Annotated in this window: 12 protein-coding genes; 3 read left to right on the top strand and 9 right to left on the bottom strand. The window is 74.1% G+C overall.

The window, feature by feature from the left end:
* Positions 1–88: 88 nt before the first annotated feature.
* Positions 89–1,705: a sensor histidine kinase gene (locus tag EF903_RS14910; protein ID WP_125543710.1), complete on the top strand. Its 1,617-nt coding sequence runs from the start codon at positions 89–91 to the stop codon at positions 1,703–1,705.
* Positions 1,702–2,400, top strand: a complete 699-nt coding sequence (locus EF903_RS14905; RefSeq protein ID WP_125543709.1) for a response regulator — start codon at positions 1,702–1,704, stop codon at positions 2,398–2,400. The genes EF903_RS14910 and EF903_RS14905 overlap by 4 nt, the downstream gene beginning before the upstream one ends.
* Positions 2,401–2,415: 15 nt before the next feature.
* Here the strand turns inward: EF903_RS14905 and EF903_RS14900 are convergent, their stop codons facing one another.
* The 3 genes from EF903_RS14900 to EF903_RS14890 all read right to left on the bottom strand — a co-directional run bounded on the left by EF903_RS14900 (position 2,416) and on the right by EF903_RS14890 (position 6,841).
* The gene (locus tag EF903_RS14900) at positions 2,416–4,008 is read right to left on the bottom strand and encodes a cation acetate symporter (RefSeq protein WP_125543708.1); all 1,593 of its coding nucleotides are present in this window, start codon (positions 4,006–4,008) and stop codon (positions 2,416–2,418) included.
* A complete protein-coding gene (locus tag EF903_RS14895; protein ID WP_125543707.1) occupies positions 4,005–4,523 on the bottom strand; it encodes a DUF485 domain-containing protein in 519 nt (172 codons plus the stop codon). The genes EF903_RS14900 and EF903_RS14895 overlap by 4 nt, the downstream gene beginning before the upstream one ends.
* 197 nt (positions 4,524–4,720) lie before the next feature.
* Positions 4,721–6,841, bottom strand: a complete 2,121-nt coding sequence (locus tag EF903_RS14890; protein WP_125543706.1) for a type IIA DNA topoisomerase subunit B — start codon at positions 6,839–6,841, stop codon at positions 4,721–4,723.
* 443 nt (positions 6,842–7,284) lie between these two features.
* Here EF903_RS14890 and EF903_RS14885 point away from each other — a divergent pair, with 443 nt between their 5' ends.
* Positions 7,285–7,518: a hypothetical protein gene (locus EF903_RS14885; protein ID WP_114054552.1), complete on the top strand. Its 234-nt coding sequence runs from the start codon at positions 7,285–7,287 to the stop codon at positions 7,516–7,518.
* Between the two features lie 87 nt (positions 7,519–7,605).
* Here the strand turns inward: EF903_RS14885 and EF903_RS14880 are convergent, their stop codons facing one another.
* The 6 genes from EF903_RS14880 to EF903_RS14850 form a co-directional block, all read right to left on the bottom strand.
* Positions 7,606–8,547: a serine protease gene (locus EF903_RS14880; RefSeq protein WP_125543705.1), complete on the bottom strand. Its 942-nt coding sequence runs from the start codon at positions 8,545–8,547 to the stop codon at positions 7,606–7,608.
* Between the two features lie 168 nt (positions 8,548–8,715).
* The gene (locus EF903_RS14875; protein WP_260615332.1) at positions 8,716–10,290 is read right to left on the bottom strand and encodes an RNA polymerase sigma factor; all 1,575 of its coding nucleotides are present in this window, start codon (positions 10,288–10,290) and stop codon (positions 8,716–8,718) included.
* 354 nt (positions 10,291–10,644) lie between these two features.
* Complete coding sequence (locus tag EF903_RS14870; RefSeq protein WP_125543703.1) at positions 10,645–11,532, bottom strand: FadR/GntR family transcriptional regulator; 888 nt, start codon at positions 11,530–11,532, stop codon at positions 10,645–10,647.
* Between the two features lie 191 nt (positions 11,533–11,723).
* Positions 11,724–13,598, bottom strand: coding sequence for an ATP-binding cassette domain-containing protein (locus tag EF903_RS34070; RefSeq protein WP_185902667.1), 1,875 nt, complete (start codon positions 13,596–13,598; stop codon positions 11,724–11,726).
* A gap of 131 nt (positions 13,599–13,729) precedes the next feature.
* Entirely contained in the window at positions 13,730–14,476 is a 747-nt protein-coding gene (locus EF903_RS14855) for an NUDIX domain-containing protein (RefSeq protein WP_125543701.1), read from the bottom strand.
* 87 nt (positions 14,477–14,563) lie between these two features.
* On the bottom strand, positions 14,564–16,495 hold the full coding sequence (locus EF903_RS14850) for a glycogen debranching N-terminal domain-containing protein (protein WP_260615334.1): 1,932 nt from the start codon (positions 16,493–16,495) through the stop codon (positions 14,564–14,566).
* Positions 16,496–16,502 lie beyond the last annotated feature (7 nt).

Here is a 16,502-nt window from a genome sequence, read left to right as displayed (position 1 = left end):
CTCCCGTCCTGCTTCCACCCGTCTCCCCACCCGCGCGCCCCGACCCTGCGATTCCCCTTCCGCCGCCGCCGACCTACGGTTGCTGGTCATGCGGTTCCCCACCCTCGGCGCTCGGCGCATCGGGCTGCCCAGACGGGCCGTCTCGCAGATCCTCCTGACCCAGCTGGCCATCGCCGCCGGAGTCGCCGTCCTGGCCACCGGGCTGTTCCTGGCCCCGCTGAGCGCACAGCTCGACGACCAGGCCATGCAGCGCGCACTCGCCATCGCCCGCAGCACGGCCGCCGACCCCTCCCTGGCGGCCGCGGTACTGGACTCCGCTCCGGCCGCCGACGGCCCGGTGCAGGCCACCGCCGAGCGGATCCGCCGCGCCACCCGCGCCGAGTACGTGGTGGTGATGGACCTCCACGGCATCCGCCGCTCCCACCCCGGCCCCGACCGCATCGGCCTGCCCGTCTCCACCGACCCCGGCGACGTCCTCGCGGGCCGCGACGTGACGGAGATCGACGAGGGCACCCTGGGCCGCACCGCCCGCGGCAAGGTGCCGCTCGTCGCCGCCGACGGCGAGATCGTCGGCGCCGTGTCCGTCGGCATCTCCTACGACAGCGTCCGGGCCCGGCTGCTCGGCTCCATCCCGGGACTCCTCGCCTACGCCGGCGGCGCGCTGGCCGCCGGCGCGCTCGCCGCCTACCTCCTCTCCCGCCGCATCCAGCGCCAGACCCGCGACCTGGCCTTCTCCGACATCTCCGGCCTCCTCGCCGAACGCGAGGCGATGCTCCACTCCATTCGCGAGGGCGTCGTCGCCCTCGACGCCGCCGGGCGGATCCGGCTCGTCAACGACGAGGCCGCCCGCCTCCTCGGCCTCTCCCCCGCCGACTCGGCCCGCGCCGCCGGCCGCCCGCTCGACGAGGTCCTCGGCGCGGGCCGCACCGCCGACGTCCTCTCCGGCCGTGCCACCGGCCGCGACCTCCTCACCGTGCAGGGGCCGCGCGTCCTGGTCGCCAACCGGATGCCCACCGAGGACGGCGGCGCCGTCGCCACCCTGCGCGACCGCACCGAACTGGAGCAGCTCCGCCGCGAACTCGACTCCACCCAGGGCCTGATCGACGCCCTGCGCGCGCAGGACCACGAGCACGCCAACCGCCTCCACACCCTCCTCGGCCTGCTGGACCTCGGCCTGCACGAGGAGGCGGCGGAGTTCCTCGCCGAGGTCGCCGGCGGGCGGCGCAGCACCGCCGAGCAGGTCACCGAGAAGGTCCGCGACCCCCTGCTGGCCGCCCTCCTCGTGGGCAAGGCGACGGTCGCCGCCGAGCGCGGCGTCCCGCTGCGCCTCACCGACGGCAGCTTCCTGCCCGACCGCCTCACCGACCCCGGCGGGCTGGTCACCATCGTCGGAAACCTCGTGGACAACGCCCTGGACGCGGCCGCCGGATCGGCCGCACCCCTCGTCGAGGTGGAGCTGCGCTGCGAGGACCGCACCCTGGTCCTCCTCGTCCGCGACAGCGGTCCCGGGGTGCCGGAGTCCCGCCGCGAGGAGATCTTCACCGAGGGCTGGTCGACGAAGCAGCCCTCGGGCCGGCGCGAGCGCGGTCTCGGCCTGGCCCTCGTACGCCGCCTGGCGGAACGGCAGGGCGGCACGGCGCGGGCCGGCGGGACAGCGGACGGAGGGGCGGAGTTCTCCGTCGTACTCCCGGAGGCCCTGCGATGAGCGGATCCCCGATCCACGTATTGGTCGTCGACGACGACGTGCGTGTTGCCCGGATCAACGCGGCGTATGTCGAGAAGGTTCCCGGCTTCCGCGTCATCTCCCGCGCCCACTCGGCCGCCGAGGCGCTGGAGCGGCTTGAGGACCAGCCGGCGGACCTGGTCCTCCTGGACCACTACCTGCCCGACGGCAGCGGCCTGGACCTGGTGGCCCGCCTGCGGCAGCTAGGCCACCGCACCGACGTGATCATGGTCACGGCCGCCCGGGACCTCGCCACGGTGCAGGCCGCGATGCGCCTCGGCGCCCTCCAGTACCTCGTCAAACCGTTCACCTTCCAGGGCCTCAGGCTTCGGCTGGAGGCGTACGCGGCCCTGCGCCGCACCCTGGAGACGGGCGGCGAGGCCGAACAGGCCCAGGTGGACCGGATCTTCGGGACGCTCGCCGCCGCCGGCGCCCCCAACGACCTGCCCAAGGGCCACTCCCCCACCACCGCCGAGCTGGTCCGCCACATCCTGCTGTCCGCGGAGGGCCCGCTGTCGGCCCAGCAGATCGCCGACCGCGCCGGCATCAGCCGCCAGACCGCACAGCGGTACCTCAAACTGCTCGACCGCACCGGTCGGGTCACGCTGGCCCTGCGCTACGGCGAGACGGGCCGCCCCGAGCACCGCTACGCCTGGCGTCCGGCCGACGGCCCGTGATCCGCTGCCGCCCCGTCACACGGCCCCGGCTCCGGTCAGGGAGCGGACCTCGGTCTCGGCGTGCTTGGCGGCGTCCGGCTCCTCCGCGCAGGTCACCGTCCCCAGCCAGCCCGCCAGGAACCCGAGCGGAATCGAGACCAGGCCCGGGTTCTGCAGCGGGAAGCACTGGAAGTCCACTCCCGGGAAGAGGGCGTCGGGGCTGCCGGAGACGACCGGCGACAGCACCACCAGCGCCACCGCCGGCACCAGTCCGCCGTACACGGACCAGACGGCGCCCCGCGTCGTGAAGCGGCTCCAGAACAGCGAGTACAGCAGGACGGGCAGGTTGGCGGAGGCCGCGACCGCGAAGGCGAGGCCCACCAGGAACGCCACGTTCAGATCCTGGGCCAGCAGCCCGAGCGCGATGGCCACCGCCCCGATCCCGACGGCCGCTGTCCGCGCCACCGCGACCTCGCTGCGGGCGCGGGCGCGCCGGCGCCGGAGGGAGGCGTACAGGTCGTGTGCGACGGACGCCGACGAGGCGAGGGTGATGCCCGCGACGACCGCGAGGATCGTCGCGAAGGCGATCGCCGCGACCAGGGCGAACAGCACGGCCCCGCCGGTGGATTCCGCTCCGCCGCCCAAGTGGGCGGCGAGCAGCGGCACCGCCGTGTTGCCGGAGGCGTGGGAGGCGCGGACCTCGGCCGGGCCGACCAGCGCGGCCGCGCCGAAGCCGAGCACGATGGTCATCAGGTAGAAGCCGCCGATCAGGCCGATCGCCCAGACCACGGACCGGCGGGCGGCCCGCGCGGTCGGCACCGTGTAGAAGCGGGACAGGATGTGCGGGAGCCCGGCGGTGCCGAGGACCAGGGCCAGGCCGAGGCTCATGAAGTCGATGCGGGCCGTCCAGTCGCCGCCGTACTTCAGCCCCGGGCCCAGGAACCGCTCGCCGTGGCCGCTGCGTTCGGCTGCACTGGTGAGCAGCAGTCCGAAGTCGCCGTGGAAGCGGAACAGGACGAGCACGGTGAGGGCGACCGCCCCGCCCATCAAGAGGACGGCCTTGACGATCTGGATCCAGGTGGTGGCCCGCATTCCGCCGAAGGAGACGTAGACGACCATGAGCGCCCCCACCGCGACCACGGTCAGCGTGCGGGCGGCGGTGCCGGAGTCGCCGAGCAGCAGGCCGACGAGGCTGCCGGCGCCGACCATCTGCGCGACGAGGTAGAGCACGGAGACGGTGACGGAGGCGGTCCCGGCGGCGATCCGGACGGGCCTCTCGCTCATCCGGGCCGCGACGACGTCGGCGAGGGTGAAGCGGCCGCAGTTGCGGACGAGTTCGGCGACGAGGAAGAGGACGACGAGCCAGGCGACGAGGAAGCCGACCGAGTACAGCAGGCCGTCGTAGCCGAACAGGGCGATCAGCCCGGAGATGCCGAGGAAGGACGCGGCGGACATGTAGTCGCCGGCGATGGCGAAACCGTTCTCCATCGGAGAGAACAGCCGGCCCCCGGCGTAGAACTCCTCGGCCGAGCCGTGCCGGTGGCGGCTGACCCAGGTGGTGATGCCCAGGGTCACCGCGATGAAGGTGCTGAAGAGGACCAGTGCCAGCGTCTGGTGCCCGGCGGTCACCGGCCGGCCTCCCGGTTGCGGGCCCGCCCGTGCCCGCGCTCCTGCTCGAACACGGTCCACCGCAGGTCCAGTGCGGCCCGGTCCCGGCGGAGCCTGGCGTGCCGGGCGTACGCCCAGGTCAGCAGGAAGGTGCTGAGGAACTGGCCGAGGCCGGCGAGCAGGGCCACGTTGACCGCGCCGGCGACGGGACGGGCCATGAACCCGGGCGCCGCGGTCGCGGCGACCACGTAGGCCACGTACCAGAGGAGGAAGGCGGCGGTCGCGGGGACGACGAACCCGCGGTAGCGGCTGCGGACCTCCTGGAACGCTGCGCTGCGCTGCACCTCCAGGTAGATCTCGGCCGCGTCGGCCGGGCCCGCCCGGCCGTCGGCCCGGCGCGGCGGAGCCTGCCCGCCGGTGCCCTCGCCCCGGCCGCCGCCGTCGCTGTCGCCCTCGCCCCAGTCGACGGCCGGCGCGTCGTACCAGGGGTCGTCGAGCCGGATCGTTCCGGCGTCGGGACCTTCGTGCTTGTCCACCGAACTCTCCTTGTCCGCTGCCGCATTGGCGGCGTGCCCACAAGGATGTGCGGAATGAGCGGTTTCCGGACTGGTGTACCGGTGCTCTTCACTCCAACAGGTGATGGGGCGGAGCGGCGGGCCGGCGGGAGCGCGGAGCGGCGGGCCGCACCGTCCGAGGTGCGGCCCGCCGCTCCGCCCGGGTGCCGGGCCGCCCGTCAGGCGTCGATGCGCGAGCGGTCCAGGGTGGCCGCGGAGCTGGTGATGAACTCCTTGCGGGGAGCCACCTCGTTGCCCATGAGCAGGTCGAAGACCTGCTCGGCCGCCTCCAGGTCGCCGATGTTGATGCGGCGCAGCGTGCGGTGGCGCGGGTCCATCGTCGTCTCCGCCAGCTGGTCCGCGTCCATCTCGCCGAGGCCCTTGTAGCGCTGGATCGAGTCCTTGTAGCGGATGTTCTTCCGCTGGAATTCGAGCAGGGTCTGGCGGAGTTCGCTGTCCGAATACGTGTAGACGTACTTGTCCTGCCCCCTCTTGGGCTGGACGAGCTCGATCCGGTGCAGCGGCGGCACGGCCGCGAACACACGCCCGGCCTCGACCATGGGGCGCATGTAGCGCTGGAAGAGCGTGAGCAGCAGGCAGCGGATGTGCGCGCCGTCCACGTCCGCGTCGACGAGGAGGACGATCTTCCCGTACCGCGCGGCGTCGATGTCGAAGGTACGGCCGGAGCCGGCCCCTATGACCTGGATGATCGCGCCGCACTCGGCGTTCTTCAGCATGTCCGAGACCGAGGACTTCTGAACGTTCAGGATCTTGCCGCGGATGGGCAGCAGAGCCTGGAATTCCGAATTCCGGGCCAGCTTCGCGGTGCCGAGGGCGGAGTCCCCCTCGACGATGAAGAGCTCGCTGCGCTCGACGTCGTCGCTGCGGCAGTCCGCGAGCTTGGCGGGAAGCGAGGAGGTCTCCAGGGCCGTCTTGCGGCGCTGCGCCTCCTTGTGCTGGCGGGCCGCGATGCGGGTCCGGGCCGCCGCGACGACCTTCTCCATCACGGCGCGCGCCTGCTGCTTGTCGTCGCGCTTGGTGGAGGTCAGGAAGGCCTTGAGCTCCTTGGACACGACGGCGGCGACGATGCGGGCGGCCGCCGAGGTGCCGAGCACCTCCTTGGTCTGCCCCTCGAACTGCGGCTCGGCCAGGCGGACGGTGACGACCGCCGTCAGGCCCTCCATCGCGTCGTCCTTGACGACGTCGTCCTCGGCGACGCGCAGCAGCTTCGCGGAGCGGAGCACCTCGTTCAGGGTCTTGGTGACGGCGCGCTCGAAGCCGGTGATGTGGGTGCCGCCCTTGGGGGTGGCGATGATGTTCACGAAGGACTTGACGGTGGTCTCGTACCCCGTGCCCCAGCGCAGGGCGACGTCCACCCCGAGGTCGCGGGTGACCTCGGTGGGGGTCATGTGGCCGCGCTCGTCGAGGACGGGGACGGTCTCCTTGAAGGTGCCCTGCCCGCTCAGCCGCAGGACGTCGCAGACGGCCTTGTCCTGGGCGAGGAAGTCGCAGAACTCGCTGATCCCGCCGTCGAAGCGGAAGGTCTCCTCGGTCTTCCCGGCGCCGTCGATGCCGCGCTCGTCGCGCACGACGATCGTGAGGCCGGGGACGAGGAAGGCGGTCTGGCGGGCGCGCTGGTGCAGGTTCTCCAGCGAGAGCCGGGCGTCCTTGAGGAAGATCTGCCGGTCCGCCCAGTAGCGGACCCGGGTGCCGGTCTTGCCCTTGGCGATGCGCTTGGTCTTGCGCAGGCCGCTCGCGGCGTCGAAGGGGCTGTCGGGGCCCTGGCCCGTGAAGACGCCGGGCACGCCGCGGCGGAAGCTGATCGCGTGGGTGGAGCTGCCGCGGTCGACCTCGACGTCGAGGCGGGAGGAGAGGGCGTTGACGACGGAGGCGCCGACGCCGTGCAGGCCGCCGGAGGCGGCGTAGGAGCCGCCGCCGAACTTCCCGCCGGCGTGCAGCTTGGTCATGACGACCTCGACGCCGGACAGCCCGGTCTTGGGCTCGACGTCCACGGGGATGCCGCGGCCGTTGTCCCTGACCTCGACGGATGCGTCGTCGTGGAGGACGACCTCGATGTGGTCGCAATAGCCGCCCAGGGCCTCGTCGACGGCGTTGTCGATGATCTCCCAGAGGCAGTGCATCAGGCCGCGGCTGTCGGTCGACCCGATGTACATGCCCGGCCGCTTGCGGACGGCTTCGAGGCCTTCGAGGACGAGCAGGTGCCGCGCGGTGTAGTTGGAGCCGTCCCGGTCTGCTCCGGACAGCAGCGCGCTGGAAGGCACGGACGTGTCGGCGGTCACGCAGTTCGCTCCTCGCTGAATTTCATTTCTGGACCCGGTGGTGCACGGGGTGGCTCGGTTGCCCGTCGAAGGGTACCGAGGCCTGGTAGAGCCGATGCAACGCCACCCTCGTGCTGCATCAGCCTAGTGCAGATCCGCACGGATGTTCGATCCCCCGAGCGGGTGAAGCAAACATCACGTTCCCTTCGAGGCATGAACCATTTAGGGTTCGGGCACGTCCTCATGAACAACCGGCACTCGGGCCGGGGAGGACGACTGCGACAAGCGAACGACTGACAACGCGAAACCGTAAAGCAACGCAATACGGCTCCTTCGCCGCCAACCGGCAGCAGCCGGCCAGCTTCGGAAGGAAGTTTCGAGGAAAAGCCGCGAGCGGGAACGTTTTCGGCCTGGTTGGATGTTGACCCTGGTACGACAGCTCGTCGAGCTAGAGAAGAGGCGACGTGACTACTGTTCTGACACCCGCGACCCCGCTGACGGCCGCTGACCGATGCGACCGTTGCGGCGCCCAGGCATATCTGCGCGTCGTCCTGCTGAGCGGTGGTGAACTGCTCTTCTGCGCCCACCACGGGCGCAAGTTCGAGCCGGAACTCAAGAAGATCGCCGCGGAAATACAGGATGAGACCGAGCGGCTGACGTCCGCTCCGGCGGCGCACGCCGACACCGAGGACCGCTGACAAGCCTGTACCTCGCATCCGACGAGCCAGGACCGGCGAGGCCGGTCGACGGGCGGCACTTCCGAGACCCGGAAGTGCCGCCCGTCCTCACGTCTGCGGTGCCGAACGGGGAGGATGCCCCTCTTCGGCCCGTACGGGGGCCTTGGAGCCGCTTTCGGCGCCCCTCGCGGGGTCCGGCACCGACCGGCGCTGCGGGGCCGTCTCCGGCCCGGCCACGAAGTCGGCCAGCGGGGCGATCCGCGTGTAGACGCCCGGGCTGTCGGCGCGGCCGCACCCCCGGCCCCACGACACGACCCCGATGAGCCGGCCCTCGGCGACGAGCGGCCCGCCGCTGTCGCCCTGGCAGGCGTCCCGCCCGCCGCGGGCGTGCCCCGCGCACACCATGGATTCGGGCCGGTACTCACCGTCCGCGTCCCCCGGATACGCCTCCCGGCAGACCTCGTCCGCCAGTACGGTGACCTGCGCCGCCCGCAGCCCGAACGCGTAGTCGCCGAAGCCGCTGGTGTCCCCCCACCCGTACACGGCGGCCTCGGCACCGGCCCGGTAGCCGGGGTGGTCCTGCCCGGCGAGCGGCAGCACGTGCTGCGCGGGCAGCGCCTCGGCGAGCTCCAGCACGGCGAGGTCGCCGGCGTTGCTCCGCGTGTCGTACGCCGGGTTCACGCGGACCGCGCGGACCGCGACCTCCCGGCCCTCGTCCGCGCGCAGCTGCGTACGCCCGGTGATCACCCGCAGGTCGCGGACGGCCTCGACCGGGGCGCCCAGCACCTCCCGGCTCAGGCAGTGGGCGGCGGTGACGACCCGCGCGGGGGCGACGAGCGCGCCGCCGCAGAACTGCCCGGCCCGGGTTCCGCCGAACCGGTCACGGCTGGCCACGGCCACGACCCAGGGACTGTCCGCCACCTTCACCGGCCTGCCGCCGATCACGATGCTGTCCGCGGCGGCGTGGGGGGCGCGGGCCAGCGGGGCGGCGGCCGCTCCCGCCACCAGGGCCAGCGCGCCCGCCAGAGCACGGGAGATGGGTCGACGCATCGGGCCTCCTGACGCTGGGTGTGCGCTTCTGCACCCAGAGTGGGCCGTCCGGCGGGCGGGCGCACCCGCGCACGGTGCCGGCCGGGGGTTGCGCGGGGGGCGCGACAGGGCCCGACGGCCCCTGTGGGGGACGCCGGGCCCTGTCGGCAGTCGGTGCGGCCGCCGCGGCTAGTCCAGGTAGTCGCGCAGGACCTGGGACCGGGAGGGGTGGCGGAGCTTCGACATGGTCTTGGACTCGATCTGGCGGATGCGCTCGCGCGTCACGCCGTAGACCTTGCCGATCTCGTCCAGGGTCTTGGGCTGGCCGTCGGTGAGGCCGAAGCGCATGGACACGACACCCGCCTCGCGCTCGCTCAGGGTGTCCAGGACGGAGTGGAGCTGCTCCTGCAGGAGGGTGAAGCTCACGGCGTCGGCCGGGACTACCGCCTCTGAGTCCTCGATGAGGTCGCCGAACTCGCTGTCGCCGTCCTCGCCGAGCGGGGTGTGCAGGGAGATCGGCTCGCGCCCGTACTTCTGGACCTCGATGACCTTCTCCGGGGTCATGTCGAGTTCCTTCGCCAGCTCCTCCGGGGTGGGTTCGCGGCCCAGGTCCTGGAGCATCTGGCGCTGTACGCGGGCGAGCTTGTTGATGACCTCGACCATGTGCACGGGGATGCGGATCGTGCGGGCCTGGTCGGCCATGGCGCGGGTGATCGCCTGGCGGATCCACCAGGTGGCGTACGTGGAGAACTTGTAGCCCTTGGTGTAGTCGAACTTCTCGACCGCGCGGATCAGGCCCAGGTTGCCCTCCTGGATCAGGTCCAGGAAGAGCATGCCGCGGCCGGTGTAGCGCTTGGCGAGGGAGACCACGAGGCGGAGGTTGGCCTCCAGCAGGTGGTTCTTGGCGCGGCGGCCGTCCTCGGCGATGATCTCCAGTTCGCGCTTGAGCTTGGGCGCCAGCTTGTCGGAGGTGGCGAGCTTGTCCTCGGCGAACAGGCCGGCCTCGATGCGCTTGGCGAGCTCGACCTCCTGCTCGGCGTTGAGCAGGGGGACCTTGCCGATCTGCTTGAGGTAGTCCTTGACGGGGTCGGCGGTGGCGCCGGCGACGGCGACCTGCTGGGCGGGGGCGTCGTCCTCGTCGTCGGAGATGACGAAGCCCTTGGCCTCGCCGCCGTCCTCCTCTTCCTCGCCCTCGGCCTTGACCTCGGCGGGGCCCTCTTCCAGGAGCTCTTCCTCGCCGGCCTCGTCGGAGTCCTTCTTCCCGGCGGTCTTCTTGGCGGCCGTCTTCTTCGCCGCCGCCTTCTTGGCGGGGGCGGCCTTCTTCGCGGCCGTCTTGCGGGCTGCCGTCTTCTTGGCGGCGGGCTCGGCTCCGGGCTCCTGCTCGGCGGCGCCGGCGGGCTCGGGGTCGACCGCCTCGGCCGCCGGTTCCGCGGCGGCGACGGTCCGCGCAGCCGTCGTCTTCGCCGCGGCGGTCTTGGTGGCCGCCCGCTTGGCCGGGGTCTTCGCTGCGACGCTCTTGCGGGTGGTGCGCTTGGGCGACTCCGCGGCACTGACCATCAGCGTCACACCCTCTTCCTCGAGGATCTGGTTGAGGCTGCGCAGAACATTCTTCCACTGGGTCGCAGGAATCTGGTCAGCCTCGAAGGCCCGACGTACGTCATCGCCGGCGATCTGCCCCTCGGCCTTGCCCCGCTCGATGAGCGCCATCACAGACTCGGATTCGGCGATCTCCGGCGGGAGCGTACGGGATGTGCTGGCCGACACGAACAACCTCTCGGAACGATGGGAACGGCTTCCGACCCCGGACCGGGTGGTGCTGGACCGGAGCCGACGACCACCGACTGGGGATGGGCCGGGGGCGCGGGCAGGGGCCGGGGAGCTTCACAGCACCCGCAAGGGCTGCTGTTCCCTCCGTCGGCCATCACCTCTCTAGGTCATCGCGTGACTTCGCAGAGCGTTACGCCCAAAAATTCGTGGCCGTGGTCACACGCCCTCTGCGGGCCGCGGTCCGGGGCCGGCCGGGGCTGCGCCGGAAGGGCCGCCACACCGGTGTCGCCGGACCCGGGCCGGGTCCGGCGACACGTGCGAGTACCTCCGCGCCTCCAGTCCGCCGGCCGCTCAGTGCTCGCGCGGGGCGGGCACCACGCGCTCGACCTCGGGGTGGACGGTCAGCAGCTGGCGCATGGCGCTCTCGGCTCCCGTGGCGTCCCCCGCGGCGAGCGCCTCGACGATGCGGGCGTGGTGGGCGACGCACGCCTCGCTCGGGCGGTCGCAGGTGGTCGTCGCGCTGCCGGAGACCTGGAGGGCGGCGGAGACGATGCCGGAGAGGTGCTCCAGCATGCGGTTGCCGGCGACCTGGATGAGGAGCGCGTGGAACTCGTTGTCGGCGCGGGCGAAGGTGATCGCGTCGCCCTGGCCGAGGGCGTGCCCCATGATCTCGACCATGTCGGCGAGGCGCTGCTGGACGTCCGGGCGGCCGTGGCCGGCGGCGAGGCGGGCGGCGAGCGGCTCGATGGTCCAGCGGAGCTCGTTGAGCTCGCGGCGCTGGTCGTCGCGCTGGGGCCCGAAGGCCCGCCACTCGATGATGTCGGGGTCGAGGAGGTTCCAGTCGGCGACCGGCCGGACCCGGGTGCCGACGTTGGGGCGGGCGCTGACGAGGCCCTTGGCCTCCAGCACGCGCAGCGATTCGCGGACCACCGTGCGGGAGACCTCGAAGCGCTGGCCGATCTCCTCGGGGACGAGGGGGCGGTCGGCGCCGAGGTCGCCGGAGACGATCATCTGGCCGAGCTGCTGGACGAGTTGGCCGTGCAGGCCGCGGCCGCGGCTGCCCGCGGCGCGCCGGCCGACACGGCCCAACTCGACGTCGGCGCCCTCCCAGTGGGGTGTGGCGACGCGGTCGGCCCCGGGGGTTTCCGCATACGGGTAGCGGTCGAGTTCGCCCGGACCGACGAGGCCGGAGTCGGCATGGCGGGCGGCGGTCATCATGGTGTGCGCAAGGGTACTCACGAATCCTTTGTCGGCCGCGCCCCCAGGACCCTTGAGGTCTTTGCTGAAAAGCACACGAAAGGGTGATCGGTGCCACCTGCGCAATTGACGACTTATCGTAAAGAACCGGGCCGTTTACGGGGGGTTGCGGTCCTGTTCACGTGTAGTGGGCGCTTCCGGTCGGAGCGCGGGCGGGCGCGGCTTCCAAGCGGTCACCATCGGACACGGCTGCGCAGTCCGGTGAACCCATAGGCGCACAACAGGACCATCAGCGACAACGCCAGTGCCGCGCCGACGGGTTGGGCGACCACGCGGAGGGCTCCGGTGACCATGCGGTCCGCCTCCGGGGGCCACTGGGCCGAGGCGAGGGAGCGGAGCCGGGCCGCCAGGCCCGCGACCGGGTGGGCGGACGGGCCGTGGAGCACCTCGCGCAGCAGCGGCACGACGCCGACCGGGACCGCGAGCACCGCGGCCATGCCGGCGGTCGCCGACCGGAAGACCCCGGAGGCGAGGACCCCGGCCCAGGCGCAGCCGGTGAGCAGGCCGGCCCAGCTGGCCGCGGGGACGGCCCAGTGCTCGGGTGCGCGCAGCGGGCCGCCGCCGAAGACGAGGTGCACGGCGGCGGCGTCGGCGGCCACGGCCAGGGCGCCGACGCCGAGGGCGAGCGCGGCACCGACGCCGAGCTTGGCGGCGAGCAGGCCGAGCCGGCGCGGCACGGTGCCGCGGTCCGCGGTGAGCGCCGGGTAGCGGTACTCCTCGCCGAAGGCCAGGGCTCCGAGCAGGCCGGCGCCGAGGGCGGCGGGCGGCAGCGGCAGCAGCTCCGGCCAGCCGGCGAGCACCCGGTGCTGGGAGCCGTGGCCGGCGCGGGCCAGGAGCACGGCGAGGACCGCGGAGACGCAGAGGACGGCGGCGGCGGTCAGGGCGGGTGCGGCGGTGCCGAAGACGCGCAGCAGCTCGTAGCGCAGGGGGCGCAGCGGGCCGCCGATGCGCCGCACCGCGGAGGCGGGCCGGCGGTCGGCTCCGGGCCAGGCGCCCGCCGCCGGGGCGGGCAGGCCGGCGTCGGTACCGGCGGCACCGGCCGCTCCGGCCGCTCCGGCTGCTCCGGCTGCTCCGGCCGCTCCGGTGGTCGGGCCGGGCACGTGGGCGGCGGGGGCGGCGGACGCGTCGCCACCGCCGGATCCGGTGCGGGCGGCGGGGACGGCGGCTGCCGGCTCGCGGGTGTCGCCGGTCTCGTCGGCGAGCTGGTGGACGAGCACGCCGTGGCGGAACGCCGCCTCGCCGACCTCCGCGCAGCTGCTGCCGAAGACGGCCAGGCGGTTGCCGGTCTCCTGGACGATCTCCACCGGGCGCTGCGCGGCGCGGGCCTCGCGGTTGAGGACGTCGGCCAGGCGGGCGGCGTGCGGGGTGCGCACGGCGACCCGAGGCCGCAACCGGGTCAGGGCGAATTCGGCGGCGTCCTGGTCCGCGACGAGCCGGCCGCGGTCGATGCTCACGACGCGGTCCGCGCTGCGGGCGGCCTCCTTCGCGTCGTCGGTGGTGAACAGGACCGCCCCGCCGAGGGCGGCGTGCCCGCGCAGGAGGGTGTGCATCCAGCCGCGGTCGCGGGGGGAGAGCCCGGCGCAGGGCTCGTCGAGGAGCAGGGTGCAGGGGTCGGCGAGCAGGGCGGCGGCCAGGGCCACCCGGCGGTCCATGCCGAGGGAGAGGGAGCCCAGCCGCTCGTCGCGCAGCCCCGCGATGCCGACGACCTCCAGCACGGCGTCGGCCCGCGAGGCGGGCACCCCGGCGGCCGCGCACAGCATCCGCAGCTGGCCGCGGACCGTCCGCGCCGGGTTGCCGGGGACGTCGCCGAGCAGCACACCGACCTCGCGGCTCGGGTGCGGGATGCGGTGCAGCGGGCGGCCCCGGAAGTAGGTGACGCCCCTGCCCGGTTCGAGTTCCAGCATCAGCCGCAGGGCGGTGGTCTTGCCCGAGCCCTGGTCGCCGAGGAGCGCGGTGACGGCGCCGGGGCGGGCCTCGAAGGTGAGGTCGTCGACGAGCGGCGGGAGGTTTCGACGGGGGCGGCTGGTGAGTCCGATGGCCTGGAGCATCGCTTCCCTCGCGGGGGGTGTGACCGCTCTGCGGCAGGGTGGGTTCCCCCAGCAAGGTAACGCCAAGCGCCCGATTTGCCCCGTAATGCCCCCTGGTGCGGCGCCGTGTCGGCGGCGCCGCCGACGGGGCGTCAGGCCTCCGGGCGGAGCATCGGCGGGTTGAGCAGGGTGGCCCCGCCGGCCCGGAACAGCTGTGCCGGCCTGCCGCCCTGACGGGTCGTCGTCCCTCCGGCCGGCACCAGGAAGCCGGGGGTCCCGGTGACCTTGCGGTGGAAGTTGCGGGGGTCGAGGGCCACGCCCCACACCGCCTCGTAGACCCGGCGCAGCTCGCCCACGGTGAACTCGGGCGGGCAGAACGCGGTGGCCAGCGAGGAATACTCGATCTTCGAGCGGGCGCGCTCGACCCCGTCCGCGAGGATGGTCGCGTGGTCGAAGGCGAGCCCGGCGCCCGGCTCCTCCTCGGCGGCGAGCAGCTCGTCGACCGGGGCCCAGCGCGCGCTGTTGGCGTCGCCGCCGGCGCGGGGCGCGGGCAGGTCGGGGGCGAGGACGAGGTGGGCCACGCTGACCACGCGCATCCGCGGATCCCGCTTGGGGTCCCCGTACGTGGCCAGCTGCTCCAGGTGCGCGCCGTTGCCGGCGCCGGGCTCCGCGGGATCGTGCGCGCACAGGCCGGTTTCCTCGGCGAGTTCGCGGGCGGCCGCGGCGCCCAGGTCCTCGTCTCCGCGCACGAAGCCGCCGGGCAGGGCCCAGCGCCCCTGGAACGGCTGCTCGCCGCGCCGGACGACCAGCGCGCAGAGGGCGTGGCGTCGCACGGTGAGGACGACCAGGTCGACGGTGACGGCGAACGGCGGATAGGCCGACGGGTCGTAGGGAGGCATGCCGCGATCATAGTCGTCTTCCTGACGATAAACAGCGCTTTGAAGATCCGGAGGGCAAAGACCCGGAAGCCGGCGGGGGGCGCCGGCCTAGCCGCCGAGTTGGAGGGCATCAGCCGCCTCCTCCACCATCCCGAGGCCGAGGCGGCTGACGCGGAGGGCGAAGGGTTCGCCCGCGACCCGCAGGCCGGACAGGCGCAGTGCGCCGAGCGGGGCGCCGGGCAGGGGGGTTACGGCGACGGTGCCGGCGGGGGCGTCCGGGCGGATCCCGGCGGCCGCCGTGAGGGCGTGGATCCCGGCGGCCGCGGCCACCGCGGCGGGGCGGCAGGCCGCTGGGTGCGGGAGGGGGGCGCTGCCCGCCGTGCGCTGCTCGGCGGCGTACATCTCGGGCAGCCGGTACCCGAAGCCCTCCGCGGCGTCGAGCAGGCCGCGCAGGAGGGCGGCGGCCTCCTTCTCGAAGCCGGCCTGGGCAAGCCCGGCGACGGCCACGGCGCTTTCGTGGGGGCGGACCGCGCCGGAGCGGTGGCCGAACGGGTTGTGCCCGGGCTCCCGCACGGCCATGCTCCGCAGCCCCCACCCGCAGTCCATGGCGGGGGCTCCGAGCAGCCGGGCGAGCTGTTCGGTGCGGACCGGGTCGAGCAGGCCGGGGGCGAGGCGGCCCCCGCCGAGAAGGCCGGTGTCCAGCAGGTGGGCGGCGGCTCCGGTCAGCCGGGGCAGCGGCCTGCCGTCCGGGTGGAGGGCCGCGGCCGGCCGGCCGCCGTCCGGGCCGTCGATCCAGAACCGCTGCCGGAAGCGCGCCCGCAGGGCGGCCGCCCACTCCCGCCACTCCGGTCCGCCGGGCCGGCCGTACGCGTCGAGCAGGTCGGCCCCGAGCAGGGCGGCCCGGTGGGCGTGGGCCTGGGTCTCGCAGCGGCGCGGCCCGGGGTCGGGATCGGCGAGGAAGCCGTCTCCGCCGAGGGATGCGCGCAGCCAGTCCAGGCACCGCTCGGCCGCGGGGAGCAGTGGTTCGGCCTCCGGATCGGGCAGCCCCCAGCGCCGGGCCTCGGCGAGGACGGCGGGGAAGGCGAGGGTGGCCTCGGTGCCGGTGCAGCCGGGCGGCAGCTGCGGCCCGCCGCCGCGCAGCGGTCCGGGGATCTTCCCCGTGTCCGGTCCGCGGCCGCCGGTCTGGGTGCGGGCGAGGATGCGCAGGGTGGCCGCGGCGAGCCCGGTGCCGAGCGGCAGCGCCATCCGCGCCGCCCAGAGGGCTTCCGCTGGGGCGAGGCCGAGCCGCCAGGGCGCACCGGCGGCGGCGAAGGCGTCGGCCGGCTCCTCCCGGTCCCTCAGCAGGAGGGCGCCGAGGTCGGCGACGCTGGTCCGGAACCAGGCCTCGGCGCGCGGGTCGTCGCACTCGGCCCTGGCGTCGGCCAGGGGGTTGGCCACCTGCCCGGCCGGGGCCCGGGAGGTGCGGGACTGCGTGGTGCGCAGCTCGATGGTGCGGGACTCCCCCGGCTGCAGTTCGAGCTGCCAGCGCAGCAGCCCTGCGGAGGCGAGCGCGTCGTCGGGGGCGGGGTCGGCGGTGGTGACGGCCTGGGCGTCGCCCGTGGTCCAGCGCAGGCCGGCCGCGTGCACGCCGGCCGGGAGTTCGGGTCCGGCCCGGCCGGCGGCGACGGCTGCGAGGTCGGCGAGGTCGGTGCCGAGGAGGACCTCCACGGGCAGGCGCAGGGGGCGGGCGTTGAAGCTGCGGAGGACGATCCGCTCCGTGCCGTCGGCGTGCCGCACCCGCTCGACGCCGACGTCGGGGTCGGGGCCGGCCTCGGCTCCCGTGCGGACGGTCGCGGTGAACGCGGCCCGGTCCGCCCCGGTGCTGCGGCCCTGGACGGCCACCGGGTCGCGGCCCGCGACCCGCAGCACACAGCGGGAGAGCAGCCGCCGCCCCGAGCGGTAGATGCCGTCCATGCCGTGCCCGGTGAGCTGGCCGTGTTCGGGCGAGATCGCCAGGCAGGGCGCCGAGACGCAGATGACGGCGCCGTGCACGGGGGGCAGCTCGGGC

Source organism: Streptomyces sp. WAC05292, assembly GCF_003949955.1.
Lineage (GTDB): Bacteria > Actinomycetota > Actinomycetes > Streptomycetales > Streptomycetaceae > Streptomyces > Streptomyces globosus.
The sequence above is the reverse complement of the archived record's forward strand: the minus strand, read 5'-3'. Positions and strand labels throughout refer to the sequence as shown.